The organism is Streptomyces sp. G-G2 (assembly GCF_030063135.1).
In the GTDB taxonomy this organism is placed as follows: Bacteria; Actinomycetota; Actinomycetes; order Streptomycetales; family Streptomycetaceae; genus Streptomyces.
This window is the reverse complement of sequence record NZ_JASISO010000015.1, coordinates 1-19688: the sequence shown is the minus strand read 5'-3', so window position 1 is coordinate 19688 and position 19688 is coordinate 1. Positions and strand designations below refer to the sequence as shown.

At 74.4% G+C, this 19688-nt stretch carries 18 protein-coding genes and 1 pseudogene; 9 read left to right on the top strand and 10 right to left on the bottom strand.

The annotated features are described in order from the left end of the window. Window positions 1-48 precede the first annotated feature (48 nt). On the bottom strand, window positions 49-999 hold the full coding sequence (locus QMF80_RS14345; RefSeq protein ID WP_283453144.1) for an alpha/beta hydrolase: 951 nt from the start codon (window positions 997-999) through the stop codon (window positions 49-51). A 335-nt stretch (window positions 1000-1334) separates the two neighbouring features. Between QMF80_RS14345 and QMF80_RS14340 the strand changes: the two genes are divergently transcribed. The 4 genes and pseudogenes from QMF80_RS14340 to QMF80_RS14325 all read left to right on the top strand — a co-directional run bounded on the left by QMF80_RS14340 (window position 1335) and on the right by QMF80_RS14325 (window position 3063). Continuing rightward, window positions 1335-1511 carry a fumarylacetoacetate hydrolase family protein gene (locus tag QMF80_RS14340; RefSeq protein WP_283453324.1) on the top strand — a complete coding sequence of 59 codons (177 nt, stop codon included), beginning with the start codon at window positions 1335-1337 and terminating at the stop codon, window positions 1509-1511. Window positions 1512-1574: 63 nt separating this feature from the next. Beyond that, window positions 1575-1828, top strand: a pseudogene (locus QMF80_RS38310) (Asp/Glu racemase); the annotation flags it as partial. Window positions 1829-1906: 78 nt separating this feature from the next. Beyond that, window positions 1907-2170, top strand: coding sequence for a hypothetical protein (locus QMF80_RS14330; protein ID WP_283453139.1), 264 nt, complete (start codon window positions 1907-1909; stop codon window positions 2168-2170). A gap of 2 nt (window positions 2171-2172) precedes the next feature. Next, window positions 2173-3063 carry a PaaX family transcriptional regulator gene (locus tag QMF80_RS14325; protein ID WP_502962845.1) on the top strand — a complete coding sequence of 297 codons (891 nt, stop codon included), beginning with the start codon at window positions 2173-2175 and terminating at the stop codon, window positions 3061-3063. Here QMF80_RS14325 and QMF80_RS14315 read toward each other — a convergent pair. From QMF80_RS14315 to QMF80_RS14305, 3 genes are all read right to left on the bottom strand, one after another. Continuing rightward, on the bottom strand, window positions 3038-4078 hold the full coding sequence (locus QMF80_RS14315; RefSeq protein ID WP_283453137.1) for a zinc-dependent alcohol dehydrogenase family protein: 1041 nt from the start codon (window positions 4076-4078) through the stop codon (window positions 3038-3040). The genes QMF80_RS14325 and QMF80_RS14315 overlap by 26 nt on opposite strands. 89 nt (window positions 4079-4167) lie before the next feature. Beyond that, window positions 4168-5034, bottom strand: a complete 867-nt coding sequence (locus tag QMF80_RS14310; RefSeq protein WP_283453136.1) for a DMT family transporter — start codon at window positions 5032-5034, stop codon at window positions 4168-4170. Window positions 5035-5110: 76 nt separating this feature from the next. Beyond that, window positions 5111-6484, bottom strand: a complete 1374-nt coding sequence (locus QMF80_RS14305; protein ID WP_283453134.1) for an AMP-binding protein — start codon at window positions 6482-6484, stop codon at window positions 5111-5113. A 193-nt stretch (window positions 6485-6677) separates the two neighbouring features. Here QMF80_RS14305 and QMF80_RS14300 point away from each other — a divergent pair, with 193 nt between their 5' ends. After that, entirely contained in the window at window positions 6678-7427 is a 750-nt protein-coding gene (locus QMF80_RS14300; protein ID WP_283453132.1) for a dienelactone hydrolase family protein, read from the top strand. A 2-nt stretch (window positions 7428-7429) separates the two neighbouring features. Here QMF80_RS14300 and QMF80_RS14295 read toward each other — a convergent pair whose 3' ends face one another. From QMF80_RS14295 to QMF80_RS14285, 3 genes are all read right to left on the bottom strand, one after another. After that, complete coding sequence (locus tag QMF80_RS14295; protein ID WP_283453130.1) at window positions 7430-8248, bottom strand: YceI family protein; 819 nt, start codon at window positions 8246-8248, stop codon at window positions 7430-7432. 123 nt (window positions 8249-8371) lie between these two features. Beyond that, on the bottom strand, window positions 8372-10828 hold the full coding sequence (locus tag QMF80_RS14290) for an MFS transporter (protein ID WP_502962849.1): 2457 nt from the start codon (window positions 10826-10828) through the stop codon (window positions 8372-8374). A 141-nt stretch (window positions 10829-10969) separates the two neighbouring features. Beyond that, on the bottom strand, window positions 10970-11401 hold the full coding sequence (locus tag QMF80_RS14285) for a MarR family winged helix-turn-helix transcriptional regulator (protein ID WP_502962844.1): 432 nt from the start codon (window positions 11399-11401) through the stop codon (window positions 10970-10972). A 1002-nt stretch (window positions 11402-12403) separates the two neighbouring features. Here QMF80_RS14285 and QMF80_RS14280 point away from each other — a divergent pair. The 4 genes from QMF80_RS14280 to QMF80_RS14265 are packed head-to-tail and all read left to right on the top strand — an operon-like array spanning window position 12404 to window position 17026. After that, on the top strand, window positions 12404-13504 hold the full coding sequence (locus QMF80_RS14280; RefSeq protein ID WP_283453126.1) for a polyprenyl synthetase family protein: 1101 nt from the start codon (window positions 12404-12406) through the stop codon (window positions 13502-13504). Continuing rightward, window positions 13501-15042: a phytoene desaturase gene (locus QMF80_RS14275; RefSeq protein WP_283453124.1), complete on the top strand. Its 1542-nt coding sequence runs from the start codon at window positions 13501-13503 to the stop codon at window positions 15040-15042. Before QMF80_RS14280 ends, QMF80_RS14275 begins: the two co-directional genes overlap by 4 nt. Further along, complete coding sequence (locus QMF80_RS14270) at window positions 15039-16031, top strand: phytoene/squalene synthase family protein (RefSeq protein ID WP_283453122.1); 993 nt, start codon at window positions 15039-15041, stop codon at window positions 16029-16031. Before QMF80_RS14275 ends, QMF80_RS14270 begins: the two co-directional genes overlap by 4 nt. After that, window positions 16028-17026 (top strand): DUF5914 domain-containing protein, encoded by a 999-nt coding sequence (locus QMF80_RS14265; protein WP_283453120.1) that lies wholly within the window; start codon window positions 16028-16030, stop codon window positions 17024-17026. The genes QMF80_RS14270 and QMF80_RS14265 overlap by 4 nt, the downstream gene beginning before the upstream one ends. An 88-nt stretch (window positions 17027-17114) precedes the next feature. Here QMF80_RS14265 and QMF80_RS14260 read toward each other — a convergent pair whose 3' ends face one another. From QMF80_RS14260 to QMF80_RS14250, 3 genes are all read right to left on the bottom strand, one after another. Next, complete coding sequence (locus QMF80_RS14260; protein WP_283453118.1) at window positions 17115-18665, bottom strand: FAD-dependent oxidoreductase; 1551 nt, start codon at window positions 18663-18665, stop codon at window positions 17115-17117. Beyond that, window positions 18662-19372, bottom strand: a complete 711-nt coding sequence (locus tag QMF80_RS14255) for a class I SAM-dependent methyltransferase (protein WP_283453116.1) — start codon at window positions 19370-19372, stop codon at window positions 18662-18664. The genes QMF80_RS14260 and QMF80_RS14255 overlap by 4 nt, the downstream gene beginning before the upstream one ends. A 9-nt stretch (window positions 19373-19381) precedes the next feature. Continuing rightward, window positions 19382-19688, bottom strand: a 307-nt coding sequence (locus tag QMF80_RS14250; protein ID WP_283453114.1) for a lycopene cyclase family protein, incomplete at its 5' end; no start/stop codon positions are given.

Here is a 19688-nt window from a genome sequence, read left to right as displayed (position 1 = left end):
ACGGCCCGGACGCTGCGCCGGGTCGCACCCCCGCCACAGACTGCGGGTTCAGGCCCGCGCGACCAGGTGCCGGGCGAGGAACGCGACGCTCTCCCCGACGATCTCCGCGATGTCCGGGGAGCCGAGGAAGATGTGGTCGGCGCCGTCCACGGGCCGCAGTACGGCCTCGCCACCGCCGCTCTCCAGCGCCGCGGCGAGCCGCTCGCTCTGGCTGTACGGCACCAGGCCGTCCTGCGTGCCGTGGATCAGCAGGAACGGCGGTACGCCCGGGCTCCCCGCGTACGTGACCGGGCTCGCGGCCCGCGCCAGTTCCGGACGCTGTGCTTCGGTGCCGCCGAGCAGGGCCTCGTACGGATCGGGGAACTCGGCCCCGGCCGGCATCGGGGGCATCGGGTGGCCGGCGAGGACGACCAGGTCGGAGACCCCGTACCAGTCCACGACGGCGAGCACCCCGGTGTCGCCGGAGCCCACGCCCTGCGTACCCTCCAGCGCCTCGGCGTCCGGGCTGCCGGGGCCGACGACTCCGGCGAGCGCGGCCAGGTGGCCGCCCGCCGACTCGCCCCAGACGCCGATGCGGGCCGGGTCGATCCCGAGGGTCTCGGCGTACGCGCGGACGTAGCGGATCGCGGCCTTGACGTCGTGGAGCTGGGCCGGGAAGGGGGCTTCGAGGCTGTGCCGGTAGTCGATGGAGACCAGGGCGAGCCCGGCCGCCAGTACGGAGCCGTGCAGCAGCTCGACGGGCACGGTCGGCGGCGGGTAGCGCCGGTCGCCGTCCAGCCAGCCGCCGCCGTGGATCCAGACGACGGCCGGGAAGGGGCCCTCGCCGGCGGGGAGCTGCGCGTCGAGCAGCCGGGGCCGGTAGCCGGGGGTGGTCGCGTAGGTGATCCCGTCGAACCGGCGCACCCCGTGTCCGTCGGTGACGGGAGCCACGGGGGGCAGGTACGGCGGGGGCGGCCAGGTCATGTCGGCAGCGGGGGCGACGGGGGGAGATTGCGTCATTGCGGCCCTTCCGATTCGGCGCGGCCCCAAGGGCCGGCAGGGCCCGGCGAAGGCCGGGCTTCGTAACGTTTGTCCGGAATGCTTGTACAGGTCACCGCGGCGGGTTAGCGTGTTACACGTGTAATCAGGACTCTAGCGACGCGTTTCCGCTGACCACAAGCCCAGCGGCGAGGAGAGTTCCGGCCGACGCCGCGGGCTGGAGGGCGGATCGTCGCCCTCCGGGAGCACGCCATGCGCACCGCCCCTGCACCCCAGCCGATTCCCGCCCCCGCCGCCGTTCCCGGCTTCCGTGAGGCCCCCGCCTCCGTACCCGCCCCAACGGCCACGCCCGGCTCATCGTCGACATCAGCTCCGGCATGACCCTGGAACCCGGCGACGTCATCGCCACCGGATCCCCCTCCAGGGTCGGCGCAGCCATGGTCCCGCCGGAGTTCCTCGTACCCGGCGACACCGTCGAGGCCATCGTCGAGCGCATCGGCACCCTCACCAACCCCGTCGGCGGCGCCCGCTAAGGAGTCACCGTGCCATCCCGTACCTACCGCACCGGCCAGATCGTGCCGAGCTCCAACGTCATCATGGAGACCGAGGTCCCCGCCGTCCTGCGGGCCCGCGAGACCCTCCTGCCCGAGGAGCGCTTCACCTTCCACTCCAGCCGGATGCGCATGACCCGGGTGACCCCGGAGCAGCTGAAGGCCATGGACGCGGACTCCGACCGCTGCGCCCTGGAACTCTCCGACGCCCGGGTCGACGTACTCGGCTACGGCTGCCTCGTCGCCATCATGAGCACCGGCCTCGGCTACCACCGCGCCGCCGAGGAGCGGCTGCGCACCCGTTCGACGTCGCCGCCCACGACCCGGCCCGGCTGCCCGGCCTCGCCCGGGCCCCGGACCACGCGGACGCCGACGCCGTGGTGCTCTCCGCCTGCGTGCAGATGCCCTCCCTCGGCGCCATCGAGGAGGCCGAACAGCGCCTGGGCAAGCCGGTGGTCTCCGCCGCCGGGTGCACCGCACACCAACTGCTGCGGGCCCTGGGCCTGGACGCCGTGGCGCCGGGCACCTGCTCTCGGGCGCGTACGCACGGGCGCCGCTGCCCGGGTAGGCCCGTCGGCCCGGCAGGGGGCCTCGATAAGATCTCCACCGCGTGCCTCGCCGTCGCCGCGCACAGAAGGTGATCATGTCGGACGGTCCCCTCAGGCCCAGCTCCTTGATCAACACGGTCTACGGGGCGTTCCTGCGCAGCATCGGCGGCTGGATCTCCATCGCCGACCTGATCACGCTGATGGGCGAGCTGGACGTGGGCGGCCCGGCGGTCCGTTCGGCGATCTCGCGGCTCAAGAAGCGCGGGGTGCTCGAATCCGAACGCCGGGGCGCCACCGGCTACCGCCTCAGCCCCGCCGCGCACCCCGTCTTCGACGAGGGCGACCGCCGGATCTTCGCCAGCCTGGAGCCGGCCGATCTGTCGGACGGCTGGGCCATGGCGGTGTTCTCCGTACCCGAATCGGAGCGCAACCACCGCTGCCAGCTGCGCACACACTTGACCCGGCTCGGCTTCGGCACCATCGCCCCCGGTGTGTGGCTGGCGCCGGGCCGGCTGCTGGAGGACGCGCGCGGCATGCTGGTACGGCTCGGACTGAGCGATTACGTCCACCTGTTCGCCGCCGACTACGCCGCCTTCAGCGACCTCTCCGCCACGGTGAGCCAGTGGTGGGACTTCCCGGCGATCCAGAGCCAGTACGCGGCCTTCACCGACAGCTGCGCCCCCGTCGCCGCCCGCCTGACGGCGGGGGAGCGGCCCGAACCGGCGGACGCCTTCCGCCACTACGTGCCGCTGCTCACCCAGTGGCGCCGCCTGCCCTACCTCGACCCGGCTGCCCACCGAGCTGCTCCCCGCCGACTGGAACGCCGTGACGGCCCGCCAGGTGTTCCAGCAACTCCACGCGGCCCTGCTGGAACCAAGCCTGCGCCACGTGGAGCAGGTCACGGGCCTGCGCCCCTGAGCGGGCGGGCACCCTTGAGGGGGAGGGTGCCCCTGCCGCACCTCAGAGCAGCGGCCGGACGATCGTGACCCCGCGGCCCGGGGCCGTTCCCATCGCGGCCAGCGCCGCCGGGGCCGCGGCCAGCGGGATCGTCGCGGTGACCAGCAGGTCCGGGCGCAGCGCCCCGGAGCGGACCAGCTCCATCATCGGCGGGTAGGCGTGCGCCGCCATCCCGTGGCTGCCCAGCACCTCCAGCTCCCAGCCGATCACCCGCTCCATCGGCAGCGGAGTGCCCCCGTCCACCGACGGCAGCAGTCCGACCTGTACGTGCCGTCCGCGCCGCCGCAGCCCCGCCACCGAGGCCGCGGCCGTCCCGGCCGAGCCCAGCGCGTCGAGCGACAGGTGGGCCCCGCCTCCCGTCAGCTCCCGCACCGCGTCGGCCGCGCTGCCCCGCGCCGGGTCCACGCAGTGCTCGGCGCCGAACCGGCGGGCCAGTTCCAGCGCCCCGGGCGCCGTGTCGACGGCGACCACCCGGGCTCCGGCCGCCGCCGCGATCATCACGGCGGACAGGCCCACCCCGCCGCAGCCGTGCACCGACACCCACTCGCCCGGCGCCACCCGGCCCTGCGCGATCACCGCCCGGAACGCCGTCGCGAACCGGCACCCCAGCCCCGCCGCCGTCGCGAACGACAGCTCCTCCGGCACCGCCACCAGGTTCACGTCGGCGTTCTCCAGCGCCACGTACTCGGCGAAGGAGCCCCAATGCGTGAAACCGGGCTGGGTCTGCCGCCGGCACACCTGCTGCTGACCCGCCGCACACTCGGGACAGCTCCCGCAGGCGCACACGAACGGCACGGTGACCCGGTCCCCGGCCCTCCAGCGGGCCACGTCGGAGCCCACCGCCTCGACCACCCCGGCCAGTTCGTGCCCCGGCACGTGCGGCAGCGCGATGTCCGGATCGTGCCCCATCCAGCCGTGCCAGTCACTGCGGCACAGCCCGGTCGCCTCCACCCGTACGACCACCCCGCCGGGAGCCGGAACGGGCTCCGGCACGTCCCTGACCCTGGCCCGCTCCCCGAACCGCTCGAAGACCACAGCGCGCACGTCAACCGCCCCTCGCTCGACTGCCCCGCAGGCTACCCGGCCCGCCCCCGTCCGACCCGTGCCCGGGTGCGAAGCTTCCCGGACCGCCGTCATCGCGTAGCGGGCGGCGTCGGCGCGGAGAGCCGGGCCAGCGCCAGGACTCCCGCGCACACCAGGGCCGCGCCCAGGAGCTGGGGGAACAGCCACCAGCCCGAGCGCAGCCGCTCCCCGTACAACAGGACTCCCAGCGCCACCCCGACGGTGGCGTCGCCCAGGGTCAGGGCGGGCTGGGAGGCGACCAGCGGGCCGCCCTGCATGGCGTGTTCGAGGAGCAGCAGCGCCCCGATGCCCGTCGCCCCGAACGTGTAGGTCTGCCAGGTGGTCAGGAACGCCACCAGGCCCCGGTCGGTGAGGACGAGGACGGCGGACTTCATCAGGGCGGCGGTCAGCGCGTAGCAGATCGCGGTGGCCCCGCCGAGGTACCCGGCGCGGGCGCGGCCCGGTGGCCGCCGCAGCCCGGCCCCGGCCAGAGCCACCGCCGCGCCCGCGCACACGACCAGCGCGGGGAGCCACCGGTCGAGCGGTACGTGCGTCCGGTTCCCGGCGGGCGAGGCCGCGGCCAGCGCCAGCCCCAGCCCGGCCACGACCGCGGCCACCGCCAGCCACAGGGCCCCGGGCAGCGGCTGACGGGTCACCAGCGAGGCGATCAGCAGCGCGAGCGGCAGCTCCATGACGAACAACGGCTGTACGAGGGCCAGCGGCCCGGTCGCCAGCGCCACGGCCTGCCCCGCTCCCGCGGCGATCACGGCGGCGATCCCGGCGATCCATACGGGCCGCCGCAGCAGGTCGGCGATCAGCCCGAGGCGGAATCCGGCGCTCTGCGGCACGGTGAGCGCGGCCCGCCGCTGCAGCACGGTGGCCAGGGCGTTGCTGAGCGCCGCGTTCAGTGCGAAGAGGACCGGCGGGAGAAGACCCATCCGGCGATCCTCCCGCCGCCCCGGCCCCAGGACACCCGGCGACACCGCCGGACACCCCCATTGGCCCGTTCGGTCCCTACTCCCTCATCGCTGCTTCGTCGGCCGGCTGTCCCGCGCGGCGGCCGGTCACCACCAGATCACCCGCCGCGGTGCGCCGCGCGAGGAGGCCGGTGCGGAAGTAGCCGTCGGCGGTGAAGCAGTACGCGTTCCGGTCGGGCGCCCGGTAGTAGCCGCGCGGGATGGAGGGGCCCCGGGCGAGGAGTTCGCCGGGCTGCCCGTCGGGTACGTCCTCGCCGTCGACGCCGACGATGCGGATCTCGTCGTCGGGCGAGAGCGGGCGGCCCTGCGTGGCGAGCACGCTCTCGCCCGGATCGGTGGGCCGGGTGAGGGTGAGCAGCCCCTCGGCGGTGCCGAAGACCTGCTGCGGGCGGCAGCCCAGTTCGGTACCCACGCGTGCGGCGGTCGGCCGGTGCGAGGGGGCGCCGCCGACCTGCACGAGCCGCAGACTGCTGACGTCGGCCCGCACCGTGGGCAGTGCGTCGAGCCAGAGCCGGGCGGCGTCGGCGGTCACCGAGGTGATGGTGACCCGCTCCCGTTCGATGACCCGCAGGCATGCGGCGGCCTCCTGGTCCTCGACCAGGACGACGGCGCCGCCGACGGAGAGGGTGCCGACGATGCCGGGGCAGCCGAAGGCGAAGGGGGACTCGGCGGGCAGCGCGGCGAGGTACACGTCGCTCTCGGAGAGCGACACCAGCTCGGCGGCGGCCCGCGCCTGGTAGGCGTAGTCGTTGTGCGTGCGCGCAACGAGTGCGAGTGGCGCCCGGGTGCTCCCGCCGGAGGGGAGCAAGAAGGCCACCTGGTCGGCGCCCCGCGCGAGCGGCGGGCCGGGCGGGGAGTCGAGGGAGCCCAGCGGGAAGTAGTGACAGCTTGAGGTGTCGGTCGTGAAACCACCGTACGGGGAGGAGGTGCCGGGCGCCTCGTAGGTGAACACCCGCCGCAGGAAAGGACCTTGGGACGCGATGTCCGCGGCCATCGCCGTGTGGTCGAAGCCCTGGTACGTCGAGGGGCCGACGTATCCGACGGCCTCGGTGACCCGCACGAGGCGCGACACCTCGGCCGTGCGGTACGAGAGCGGGCAGAACACGGGGACCGCGCCGACGCGCATCAGCGCGAACACGGCGAGGACGAACTCGGGAACGTTCGGCAGCTGGACGACGACCCGCTGCCCGGACCGCAGGCCGCGCAACTGGAATCCGGCGGCCATACGGTCCACCCGGCGGTTCAGCTGCGCGTACGTGAGGCGGGTGGCGCCGTGCACGAGCGCGGTCCGGGGCCCGCACTCCTGGGCCCGGTCGCGCAGCAGGTTGTCCAGCGTCAGGCCACGCCAGTACCCGGCCAGCCAGTAGCGGTCGGCGAATTCCTCGGGCCAGGGAGTGCAGCCGTGGAGCATGGATCCCCTTCGCCTCTTCCCGTACCGCACTGCCCGCGCGGCCGGGGGCGGGGCGCGGTGCCCTCGCCGCCGTACCGGCCCGCCCATCCAATCCTGCGGACGCCCTACACTCAATGCGCGTTTCCCACCATGGGTGTTGAGCCCCCTCAGTAGATGACCCAAAGAGCCGCGCCGACCAGAAGGACGAAGCGTCATGCCCACCAGAACACTGACGATCCCCACCGCGGACGGTCATGCCGACGCCTTCGCCGCCTATCCCGACGGCAACGGCCGGCACCCGGGGGTGCTGTTGTACATGGACCTCTTCGGCGTGCGGCCCGCGCTGCGGGAGATGGCCCGCGAACTGGCCGGGCACGGCTACTACGTGCTCGTCCCCAACCTGTTCTACCGGCACGGCCCCGCGCCCGTGGCCGAACTTCCCGAGCACCTCGGACGGGACGCCCGGCCCGCGGTCTTCGCCCGGCTGCTGCCCCTGCTGGAGGCGCACACCACCGAACGCGCCCTGCGCGACGCCGACGCCTACCTCGGGTTCCTCGGTGCCCAGCCAGAGGTCAGCGCCGGACCGGTCGCCGTGACCGGCTACTGCATGGGCGCCGCCCTCGCGCTGCGTACGGCGGCGGGCCGCCCCGACCGGGTGGCCGCCGTCGCGGGCTTCCACCCCGGCCCCCTGGTCACCGACACGCCTGACAGCCCGCACCTCCTGGCCCCCGGGATCACCGCCCCGGTCCACCTCGGCCTCGCCGAGAGCGACTTCACCCCCGAGGCCGTCGGCGAACTGACCCGGGCCCTGGACTCGGGAGGCGTCGACCACACCTGCGAGATCTATCCCGGCACCGTCCACGGCTTCACCATGTCCGACACGGATGCCTTCGACCCCGCCGCACTACAGCGCCACTGGGACCGCCTGGTCCCGCTGCTCGACCGCACCCTGACCAACGGCTGAGGTCATTGCGGCAGGGCGTCCCCTTGCACCGCCTGGATGTCCAGTTCCACCTTCAGGGTGGTTCCGATGGCGGCGATGCCCGCCTGGATGACCTGGTTGTAGTTCATCGCGAAGTCCTCGCGGCGCAGCTCCGCGGTGGCGCGGAAGGCGGCGCGCGTACCGCCCCAGGGATCGGCCCCGGTGCCGAGGTAGGCGAGGTCGAGGTCGACGGGTCGGACGACCCCGTGCAGGGTCAGTTCGCCGTGCACGGTCCACCGGTCGGAGCCGACGGGGGTCAGCGCGGACGAACGGTAGCGGATCTCCGGATACGTCTCCACGTCCAGGAAGTCCGCCGATTTCAGGTGGCCGTCACGCGTCGCGTTGCCGGTGTCTATGGAGGCGGCGGTGATCACCGCCGCCACGCGGGAGGCGGACACCTCCTGCGGGGCGATCTCGATCCGCCCGGTGAACGCGGTGAAGCGCCCGTGCACGCTGGAGATGCCCAGGTGCTGCGCGACGGCGCCCACGGAGGAGTGCGCCGGGTCGATCGCCCACGATCCGGGCGGCGGCAGTTCGGTGCCCCCCTGGCGGGCGAGGACCACGGTGCCCACCTCGGCGCGTCCGCTCGCCGTCACCAGCGCGCTGGACGCGCGGGGCGCGTAACCGACCGCCGTGACGATCACGGTGTACGCCCCCGGAGCGAGCGCGGTCGCGTCGCGCACGGCGCCCTCTCCGTCGGCCTCGGCGCGCACCACCTGTGCGCCGGTCATGTCGGTCACCGTGACGACCGCGTGCGATACGGCCCATCCGTCCCGCGTGCGGATCCGTGCGGTCAGTCCCATCCCGTTGTCTCCCTGTGAAGCTTCTCGATGATCGTGTCGACCGGTCCGGACGGCCGGAGCCGGAACCGCACCGGCCCGTGGGGCGCGCCGTTGTTCGGGGCGCGCCCCACGGGCCGTGGGCGGCTACTCGCCGGGGTGCGCGAGTTCGATGTCGTGCCCCTCGACGCCCGGACCGCCCACGGTCAGGGACGTGGCCACCGGCGGGTACCCCGTCGCGATGACGGTGTAGTCGCCGCCGCTGAGGTCGGCGAAGGCGTACGCGCCGTCCGATCCGGTCCTGGCCGTGCCGACGACGTTCCCCGCTGCGTCCACCAGGGTGACCCGCGCGTCGCCGAGCGGTCCGTCCGGCGCCCGTACGACGCCCTGGACCCGTGCGCCCGCGCTGAGTTCGACCGCGACGCGGGTGACACCGGCGCCGCCGACCTCGACGGGCAGCGCCACCGGGCGGTGGGCGGGGGCGTTCACCGCGACGGTCACGGAGCCCGGGACCAGGTCGGTGAAGGTGAACTCGCCGTCGGGGCCGGTGGTCCCGGTGGCCAGGACGTCACCGCGTACGTCGGTCACGATGACCATGGCCTCGGCGACGGGGGCCGCGGTCCCGGCGGCCCGGACGAGCACGCTCAGACCGCTCGTCCCGCTCAGCAGGATGTCGTAGGCGAGGGGCTCGCCGTTCACGACGATCGTGGAGGCCTGCGGCTGGAAGCCGTCGGCCGAGGCGATCAGGACGTACGAGCCGGTACCGGGCGCCTCCACGGCGTACCCGCCGTCGGCCCGCGCGACCGAGCGGCCGAGCTGTCGCCCCGCGAGCGAGATCAGCGTCACCGCGGCCTGCGGCACGGGCGCGTTCTCGGCGCCGCGCACGTGGCCGCGCACCGGAGTGCCACCGTTCCCGGGGCCGGACCCCTCGTGCGGGGACGCGGACGGGGACGCGTCCGTGGATGTGGACGGGGTGACCGGGGCGGCCTGCGGGAGGACGCCCTGTGCGCCCTGCTCCGACTGCTCGCTCTGCTCCGACCGCGCGGTCGCGGGGTTCGCGGCGGTCGCGGCCGGGGCGTCGGACCGTTCGGTCTGGGCCAGACCGCCCGAGGTCCGCAGCGGGACCTCCTTGATGAAGATCGTCACGAGGAAGGCGATCAGCGCCAGCGGCGCGGCGATCAGGAAGACGTCCGCGATGCCGTGGCCGTACGCGCTCTCCATCACGGTACGCAGCGGCGCGGGCAGGCTGTTCATGTCGGGGATGGTGCCGCCGGTGTTCGAAGCGGCCGCGGCGGCCTGGTACTTCGGGTCGAGGGTGGCGAGTCCGTCCTTGGCGTAGTGGGTGATCCGGTTGGCCATGACGGCGCCGAGCGCGGAGACGCCGATCGCACCGCCGAGGGACCGGAAGAACGTCACGGTGGAGCTGGCCGAGCCGAGGTCGGCGGGTGCCACCTGGTTCTGCGTGCACAGGACCAGGTTCTGCATCATCATGCCGATGCCGAGGCCCAGGAGCGCCATGAAGATCGCGATGTGCCAGTACACGGTGTCGTAGCGGATCGTGCCCAGCAGGCCCAGGCCCGCGGTCACCAGCACACCGCCGCTGAGCAGCCACGCCTTCCAGCGGCCGGTCTTGGTGATGACCTGGCCGGAGACTGTGGAGGAGATGAACAGACCACCGATCATCGGGATGGTCATCACGCCCGACATGGTCGGGGACTTGTCGCGGGCCAGCTGGAAGTACTGGCTGAAGAACACCGTGCCGGTGAACATCGCGACGCCGACGAAGAGCGAGGCGATGGACGACAGGGCGATGGTGCGGTTGCGGAACAGGCGCAGCGGGATGATCGGCTCGCTCGCCCGGCTCTCGACGAGCAGGAACAGCAGCCCGAGCACGATCGATCCGCCGACCATGGCGCCGGTCTGCCACGACAGCCAGTCGTACTTGTCGCCGGCGAAGGTGACCCAGATCAGCAGCAGGGAGACGGCGGCGGAGATGAGGAAGGCGCCGCCCCAGTCGACCTTGACCTCACGCTTGACGACGGGCAGGTGGAGGGTCTTCTGGAGGACGATCAGCGCGATGATCGCGAAGGGGACGCCGACGTAGAAGCACCAGCGCCAGCCGAGCCACTCGGTGTCGGTGATGACACCACCCAGCAGGGGACCGCCGACGGTGGCGACGGCGAAGACGGCGCCGAGGTAGCCGGAGTACCGTCCGCGCTCGCGCGGGGAGATCATCGCGGCCATCACGATCTGCGCGAGGGCCGAGAGACCGCCGACGCCGACGCCCTGCACGACGCGGCAGGCGATGAGCATCCCGGCGTTGTGCGAGAGGCCCGCGGCGGCCGATCCCAGTACGTAGATGACGAGGGCTATCTGTACGAGCGCCTTCTTGCTGTACAGGTCGGAGAGCTTGCCCCACAAGGGCGTGGTGGCGGTCATGGAGAGCAGCGCCGCCGTGACGACCCAGGTGTAGGCGGACTGGCCGCCGCCCAGGTCGCCGATGATCTGGGGCAGGGCGTTGGAGACGATCGTCGACGACAGGATCGCGACGAACATGCCGAGCAGCAGCCCGGAGAGGGCCTCCATGATCTGCCGGTGGGTCATCGGCGCCGCGGCGTCGCCGCCTCCGTGCTTGGCGTGTGAGCCCCGCACACCGGTCGGTGTGGTGGTTGCCATGGGCTTCCTAACGTTCTTCATGCGGGCGTTCGGGTGATCGGTTCTGTCGTGTCCCGGGGACCGCCGCGGTCAGCGGCCGTCGCCGAAGCTCGTGCGCAGTCGGCTCATGAGCTGGGCGAGCCGGCTCACCTCGTCGTCGGTCCAGTCGCTCAGCCGGTCGGCGAGGAGCCGTGTCGTACGACGGGAGAGCTCGTCCAGCTGCTCCTGCCCGGTGGTGGTGAGGCGCAGGATGCGCGAGCGCCTGTCGGCTGGGTCGGGGGAGCGTTCGACCCAGCCCCGGTCCGCGAGATGCGCGACATGGCGGCTGGTCACCGACATGTCCACGGAGAGCAGCTCGGCCAGCCCGCTCATCCGCATGGCGCCGTGTCTGCCGAGGAGCGTCATCACGGCGGCGGAGGCCACCGGGCAGCCCTGGGGCAGGATCCGCCCCATGTCCCTCTTCACGGCGCCGATGGCGCTGAGCTCGCGAGCCAGTTCCTCGTACCGCGTCTGTCCGGCCATCACACCTCCCAGGTGGTTGCTCTAGGCAACCGTAAAAAGGTTGGTTGCTCCAGGCAAATCAAATCGGGTACGTGAGGATAAAAAGTTGACCAAGGCGGGTATTGCCTCCTTAAATTCGCAGGTCAGGTGGGTGTGGTCGGGCGTCGGGAGAGGGTCCTAGCCCCTCGGGCGGGCCCGGCGGGCGGCGCGGGCGGGGCGGGCGACGCCGGATCCCGGTCCGACTGGCCCAGCAGGCGCACGCTCCGCGTGCGACTCGTCGCGGGCGGTGACGCGCCGGACGGGTGGTCGGCGTCACGGCGCACGGCGGCGGGAAGGCCATCCGACGCGATGGGTCCGTGCGCCGTCCAGGTCCTCCGCGCGACGCGGGCTCCGCCGCCCGCGACCGTCGGCCGAAACGACCTCGCCGAAGCGTCCTCCTCCCCGCGGACGGGCCGGGCATGCGCTCCGAGCCCCGACCCCCGAGCCCCGACTCCTGAGTCCCGGACCCCGGACCACGAGAGGCGCGCACGGCAGCGTCCTGCGAGCCGCGACGCTCTGCGCCCGCCGGGCGCGCTCTGGCCACCGCGAGCCGGCGCCGCGCCGGGGCGGATGCCAGCGACGCCGCGCCGCTCTCCGCAGCCCTCACCGGCTCCGCACACCTGGCGGCCGGCGCCTTCGCGGCCGCGTGGAGGCTCCCCGGCGAGGCCGCCACCCGGGCGAACCCTCCCGCGCCCCTGCCCCGTCCTGATGCGCCCCATCGGGTGGATCGGCTGCCCCGTGTGGTGACGGCCGTCGCGGCGGGGGACGGATGGCTGTGGCTCAAGGGAACCCGACCGAGCGCATCCGTCCGCCCCGCGAGGGCGGAACAGGGGGCAAGCGCCCCTTCACGATCCGGAGGACCAGATGCACGCGAGGTCGGTTGCCCGACATCCCCTGCCAACCTCTCAACGGACACACCTGGCCGCGTTTCCCGTCGCGGGCGCCGCGCGGGCGGACGCCGTCGACGCGGACGTGGCGGGCGCCGTGGCCCGCGAGCTGAGGCTCCTGTGCGCCGAACTCGTGGAAGACAGCCGCGCCCTCGACGAGGTCTTCGCCACCGACATCACGGAGCGGCTGTCCTCCTTCACCCTGAGCGGCGGCTCGCGCATCCGGCCCCAGTTCCTCTGGTGGGCCCTGCGCGCCTGCGGCGGCGGTGACACGCACACCGCAGCGGCCCTGCGCGTCGCGGCCGCGCTCGAACTCATCCAGACCTGTGCGCTGATCCACGACGACGTCATGGACCAGTCGGCCGTACGCCGCGGCCGCCCGTCCTTCCACCGCCAGCTCGCGTGCCAGTACCCGACCGCGGCGTCCCCGCGGGGCTCGGGCCCGTCGTCGTTCGCCACGTCGGCCGCCGTGCTCGCCGGGGACCTCGCGCTCGCCCGGGCCGACGACCTGGTGGCCGGGGCCGACCTCGATCCCGCGGTACGTACGGACGTCCTGCGGATCTGGCGGGCCATGCGGACCGAGATGGTCGCGGGCCAGTACCTCGACCTCCGCGGCCAGGCGACCACCTCCCGCTCCGCCGCGCAAGCCATCCGTACCGTCTGCCTGAAGACCGCCCGCTACACCGTCGAACAGCCGCTGGCCCTCGGCGCGGCGCTGGCGGGCGCCGACGAGGCCACGTCAACGGCCCTGACGGCCGCCGGCCGGTGCGCGGGCATCGCCTTCCAGCTGCGCGACGACCTCCTCGGCGTGTTCGGCGACCCGGCCGTGACCGGAAAGCCCTCGGGAGACGACATCCGCTCCGGCAAGGCGACGTACCTCGTCGCCCTGGCCCACACCCGGGCCCGCGCCACCGGCGCCACCGAGGTCATCGACCTCCTGCGCGCCTGCCGGGAGGAAGCCGACCTGTCCGGCTCCCTGCTGGCCGCGGTCCGCGACGCCCTGCGCTCCACGGGGGCCCCGGCCCTGGTCGAACGGCGGATCGCGCGCCTGGTGCGGGCCTGCGAACGCGCCTTCGCCGCGGCGGGTCTGCACGGCCTCGCGGCCCGGCGCCTCGCCGAGCTGCTGGAACGCGTCGCCTCGCCCTCCGCGCTCACGGCGAGCCCCGCACCCACGGGCCGCGAGGGAGGGGTCCGGTGAAGGCGGTCACGGGACGTACCGACCACGTGGTGGTCGTCGGCGCCGGACTCGCCGGTCTCTCCGCCGCCCTGCACCTCCTCTGCGCGGGGCGGCGCGTCACCATCGTCGAACGCGACCCCCTGCCCGGCGGCCGGGCGGGCCGCATCGAGCGCGATGGTTACCGCTTCGACAGCGGCCCCACCGTCCTCACCATGCCGCACCTGCTGGAGGAGGCTTTCGCTGCGGTCGGCCAGGAGATGTCGCGGCGGCTCACCCTGCGGCCGCTCCACCCGGCCTACCACGCCCGCTTCGCGGACGGCAGCAGCCTCGACGTCCATACGGGCGCCCAAGCGATGGAAGCCGAGATCGAACGCTTCGCCGGAGGCCGGGAAGCCGCCGGTTACCGGTGCCTGCGCCAGTGGCTGCACGAGCTCTACCGAGCCCAGATGGGCCGGTTCATCGACACCAACTTCGACTCGCCCTTCTCGCTCCTGAACCCGGACCTCGTCAAGCTCGCCGCACTGGGCGGATTCGGGCGCCTCCAGCCGAAGATCGGGCAGTTCCTCTCGGACGAGCGGCTCCAGCGCGTCTTCTCCTTCCAGGCCCTCTACGCGGGCGTACCCCCGGCCCGCGCGCTCGCCGCCTACGCCGTCATCGCCTACATGGACACCATCGCCGGCGTCTACTTCCCCGAAGGCGGGATGCACGCCGTACCCACCGCGATGTCCCAGGCCGCGGCGGACGCGGGTGCCACGCTCCTGTACGGGCAGACGGCCACGCGTCTGGAGCGCGTGGGCGACCGGATCACCGCCGTCGTCACCGACCGAGGGCGCGTCCCCTGCGACGCCGTCGTCCTCACCCCCGACCTGCCCGTCGCCTACCACCTCCTCGGCGGCCGGCCGCGCCGCCCGGTCGCCCTGCGCCACTCCCCGTCGGCCGTCGTCCTGCACGTCGGAACCGACCGGACCTGGCCCGAACTCGCCCACCACACCATCCTGTTCGGCGCCGCCTGGAAGCAGACCTTCAAGGAGCTCACCCGCACGGGCGCCCTGATGAGCGACCCCTCGCTCCTCGTCACCCGGCCCACCGCCACCGACCCGGCCCTCGCGCCGCCCGGGAAGCACACCCACTACGTGCTGGCCCCCTGCCCCAACACCACCGTCGGACCCTCGGCCGTCCGCTGGACGTACCTCGGGCCCCGCTACCGGGACACCCTGCTCCGGGAGTTGGAGCGCCGCGGGCTCACCGGCTTCGAGGACGCCATCGACACGGAGGTCCTCGTCACCCCCGCCGACTGGGCCGCGCGGGGCCACGCCGCGGGCACCCCCTTCTCCGTCGCCCACACCTTCCCCCAGACGGGCCCCTTCCGGCCCCGCAACCTCGTGCGGGGCACGGCCAACGCCGTACTCGCCGGGTGCGGCACCACCCCGGGCGTAGGCGTCCCCACCGTCCTGATCTCCGGCCGCCTCGCCGCCGCGCGGATCACCGGGCTGCCCGGAGCCACCCGCCGGAGCGCGGCCCGGCCACTTCCCGAGGAGAAGAAGGGCAACCCCGCATGACACGGCGCGAACTCGACGCGGCCGCGATCACCGACCCCGCACTGCGTGCGGCCTTCACCCGGTGCCGCCGCCTCAACGCCCAGCACGGCAGGACGTACTTCCTCGCCACCCGGCTGCTGCCCGCCCGCCGCCGCCCGGCCGTGCACGCCCTCTACGGCTTCGCCCGGCTCGCCGACGACATCGTCGACGACCCGGCGGTCTCCGGCGACCGCGCGCAACGTCTGCACGCCCTCTCCGTCGATCTCCGTACGGCGATGAACGGCGCCCCCGGCCACCACCCCGTGGTCACCGCCGTCGCCCACACCGCACACCGCTACCGCATTCCCCACCACCACTTCGACGACTTCCTGGGGTCCATGCGCAGCGACCTCACCGTCACCGACTACGCCACCCTGGACGCCCTGCGGGGTTACATGCACGGCTCCGCCGCCGTCATCGGGCTCCAGATGCTTCCCGTACTCGGCCACACCACCTCGCGGGAGGAGGCCGCTCCGCACGCCGCGGCGCTCGGGGAGGCCTTCCAGCTCACCAACTTCCTGCGGGACGTGGGCGAGGACCTCGACCGCGACCGGGTCTACCTGCCCGCCGACCTGCTGGGCGCCGACGGCGTGGACCGGGAGCTGCTCCAGTGGAGCAGGCGCACCGGCCGGCGCGACCCCCGCATCGTCCGCGCCCTGCGCTCCGCCGCCGCCCTCACCCGTCGGTTCTACGCCGCCGCGGAACCGGGGCTGGACATGCTCGAACCCGTCTCGCGGCCCTGCGTCCGTACCGCCTTCATCCTCTACGGGGGCATCCTCGACGCCGTCGCCCGGGACGGGTACGCCAGCGTCCACCAGCGCTCCGCCGTCCCCCTGACCCGGCGAGCGGCGGTCGCCGCCGTCGGACTGGCCAGGATCGCCGCGGCCCGCCTGGCGGCCCCCGCGGCCCCCGCGGCCCGCGCCGCCCGTACCGCGCCCGCCGCACCCGTCGTCGAGGAGTCGTCCTCATGAGCCCGCGTCCCGCCCGCCGCCACCGCTTCCCGGTCAGCCTGCGCAGCGACCCGGTGGCCTGGCACCGGCAGCGGCCCACCTGGCGGGAGGCCTCACCCGCGCTCATCGCCGCGGCGCTCAAACAGGCCCAGGGCCGCCCCACCGGCAACTGGTACGTACTCGGCCCGAGTTCGGCCGTACGAGCGGACTCCGCCTTCGGCGCCACGGTCGGCGGTCGCGAGATCGTGGCCTGGCGCGGCGGCGACGGCGCCCTCGTCGCGGGCCCGGGCGCCTGCCCGCACCTCGGCGCCGCCCTGGCCCAGGCCCCCGTCCATCGCGGCACCCTGATCTGCCCCTGGCACGGACTCGCGCTGAGCGGCGCCCCCTTCGCGGGCTGGAGCCCCCACCCCGCCCACGACGACGGCGTGCTCGCCTGGGTGCGGCTGGACGACTACGGCGGCGAACCGCCCCTCGACACCCCCGCGGTGCCGCTCCGCCCGCCCGCCGCCACCTCCCTGGCCACGGTGTACACCGGTACGGGCACGTGCGAGCCCGAGGACATCGTCGCCAACCGCCTCGACCCGTGGCACGGAGCGTGGTTCCACCCGTACTCCTTCGTCGACCTGAGCGTGCTCGACGTCGGCGCCGACTCCGGCGTCCTCACCGTCCGGGTCTCCTTCAAGGTGGCCCCGCGCGTCGTGGTGCCCGTCACCGCGGAGTTCACCGCCCCCGGCCCCCGCACCGTCGTGATGCGCATCGTCGAGGGCGAGGGGGCGGGTTCCGTCGTCGAGACCCACGCCACGCCCCTGGGAACCGACCGCGATGGCCGCCCCCGCACCCGCGTCGTCGAAGCCGTCGTCGCGAGCTCCGGCCGCCCCGGCTTCGCCGTCGCCCGCGCCGCGGCCCCCCTGCTGCGGCCCCTCGTACGGCGCGCGGCGGGCCGGCTGTGGCGGGACGACCTCGCCTACGCGGAGCGCCGCTGGGAACTGCGCGGCACCGGCCGCTTCCCCGGCTGAACCCGGCCGCGCCCCGGCGGGACGGGCGCCGCCGCCCAGCCGTCACCCGCGGCCTCCCCGCCCGTCACCGTCCCCCGCCGCCAGGTCGTCACCGCCCGCCGCCCGGCCGCTCGCCCAGGCCCGCCAAGGCCCTCGCCACGGCGGAGCGGCCCCGCCGCGGTACGGTCCACAGCGGCTCGCCCCGCACGCCCCACCGCTCCAACTGGGCGTTCGCCGCCAGGAACCCGCTCGTGGCGGCCCGTTCCATCAGCGCGACGGGCAGCCCCGTGCGCACCAGGTCCCCGGCCATCGTCACGCGGGCGTCACCCGTGCGCACGCCCGGCCGCTCCCGGTACCCCCCGACGGCGAACAGCGGACAGTCCTCGCGCCACTCGTGCCGCGCGTCCACGATCTTCGCGTCCGCCGTCTCCGGGTACACCTCCCGCAGCCGGCGCGCCATCCGGTCCTCCACCTCCGCGCGCCGCTCGGCCGGGTCCACCGCGTAGGCGTGCAGTTCCACCACCGACCCGCCCGACCGCAGCGCCCACCGGTGCGCCTCACCCTCCCACCGGTCCAGGACGCTCACGTTGTCGAGCCCGTCGAAGCCGCTGGTCCCGAGGAAGCCGTGCCGGTCCGCCGCCACCGGCCGCGACAGCCACAGCCGCGACACGAGGAACGGCGGCGTCGTCCGCAGGGCGCCGACCCGGGCCCGCCAGGCCGGACCCACCAGCTCCGGTGAACCGCCCACCACCGACCGCAGACCGCCCGTGTCCAGGGCCAGTACCACCCCGTCGAACCGCTCGGCCGTCTCCGCCGCCACGACCTCCATCCGCTCCGCGCCCAGGGGGCGCACCTCGCGCACCGGGGTACCCGTGCGGAGCTCCGCACCAAGACCCTCCAGGTACCGGGCCAGCGGATCCCACAGCGCCTGCGGGAACGGTTCGCGCGGCACGTCGAACAGCAGCCCCTCGCTGGAGCCCAGGAAGTAGATGTGGAACATGAGCACCAGCTCCGCCGCCGACAGGGTCGCCGGATCCGCGAAGAAGCTCCGCGAGAACACCTCGAAAGCCAGGTGGTGCGCCGCCTCCGGGAAGCGGATCCGGGCCAGGAACGCGCTGGCGCTCACCTCGTCCAGCGCCTCGTACACCCCCGGCACCCCGACGTCCAGCAGGGGCAGGGCGGCCCGCGCGTTCATCCGCCCGAGATCCCGCCAGCCGAAGGACGGGCTCCGTGCCACGAATCCGAGCGCGCTGAGCGGCGGCGTGCGCGGGACCCGCGCGAAACCGTCCTGTCCACCGTCGCGGTGGCGCAGCGGATAGTCCGGCAGCCCCGTCAGACCGTGCAGCCCGGGGTCGGTGCGGCGCAGCAGCGCCCGCAGGTTGTAGTACTGCCGGAAGAAGGCGTGGAAACCCCGGCTCATCGTCGCCCGGGACCCGTCCGCCAGCACCGTCCGCCACCCGGCCAGCCGTCCGCCGAACTGCGCGTCCCGCTCGTACAGGGTGACGCGCACGCCCCGCTCCGCGAGCGCGGTCGCCGCCGCGAGCCCCGCGATGCCGCCGCCCACCACCGCCACCCGAGGTCCGTCGGGCCCGACCCGCTCCCTTCCCCCGCCGACGTCTACCCGCCGGGCCCGACGGTCCCGGCCCGGGTACCCGCTCACGCGGCGGCCCGGCCCACGAAGGTGTGGGTGATCCCCGTCTGCCAGCCCGGCAGCGGCAGCACCCGTACGTCCGTGAAGCCCGCGGCGCGCATCCGCTGGGCGAACACCCCCGCCGTGTCGAAGCCGAGCACGCTGCGCCACAGGTGCTCGTACAGCTCCGTGTCCCCGCCGGCCCTGCCCAGGGGCAGGATCACCGCCCGGCAGACCGCCGTCCACAGCGCGCGGTGCACCGGCTTCCCGCTGAGCGCGTACTCGTGGACGGCGATCCGCGCGCCCGGCGCCATCGCCGCGCGCACGCCCGCGAGCGTCCGGTCCGGGTCGGGCACGTTGCGCAAGAGGTAGGCGGCGAAGACGGCGTCGAAGGGCTCCGCGCCGCTCACCTCGCCGAGCCGGTCGGCCGAGGCGTGGACGAAACGTACGGTCCCGGGCCACTGTTTGGCCTCGGCCCGGTCCAGCATGCCCCGTGAGGCGTCCACCCCGGTGATCCGCGCCCGGCCCGCGGCCGACAGCAGCGCGGCCGTGGAGGCTCCGGTCCCGCAGCCCAGGTCCAGGACGCGGGACCCGGCGCCCTCGTCCCGGAGGCCCAGACGCCGGGCCGAGCGGCGCAGGTGGCGGTGGTAGCCGGGATTGGCGGCGACCAGCAGGTCGTAGCGGGGAGCGGCGTGGTCGAAGGCAACCGACAGGGCGTCGTCGCGCAGCAGTGACATGACAGCCTTTCAGCGGCGCCCCGGCCCTGCGGCCGGGACGGATCGGGGGAGCAACGGCAGTTCCACCAGCGAGCGCAGCATGGGCAGCAGGGGGGTGCGCAGACCGATGCCGATGTCCTCCCAGGGCGCGGTCGCACCGTCCAGGAACCGCAGGACGCGCTCGGCGGGCACGGCCGCGAAGAGGTGGGCGAAGAAGGACGCGCCGTCCACCCGCCCGGTGTCCAGCGCCCGCAGCAGTACGGCGTCCATCGCGAGCGCCCTGCGCCCGTGCACGGCGGCGGTGCGGGCGGGGGCGCGCAGGAGTACGCCGCTGAGC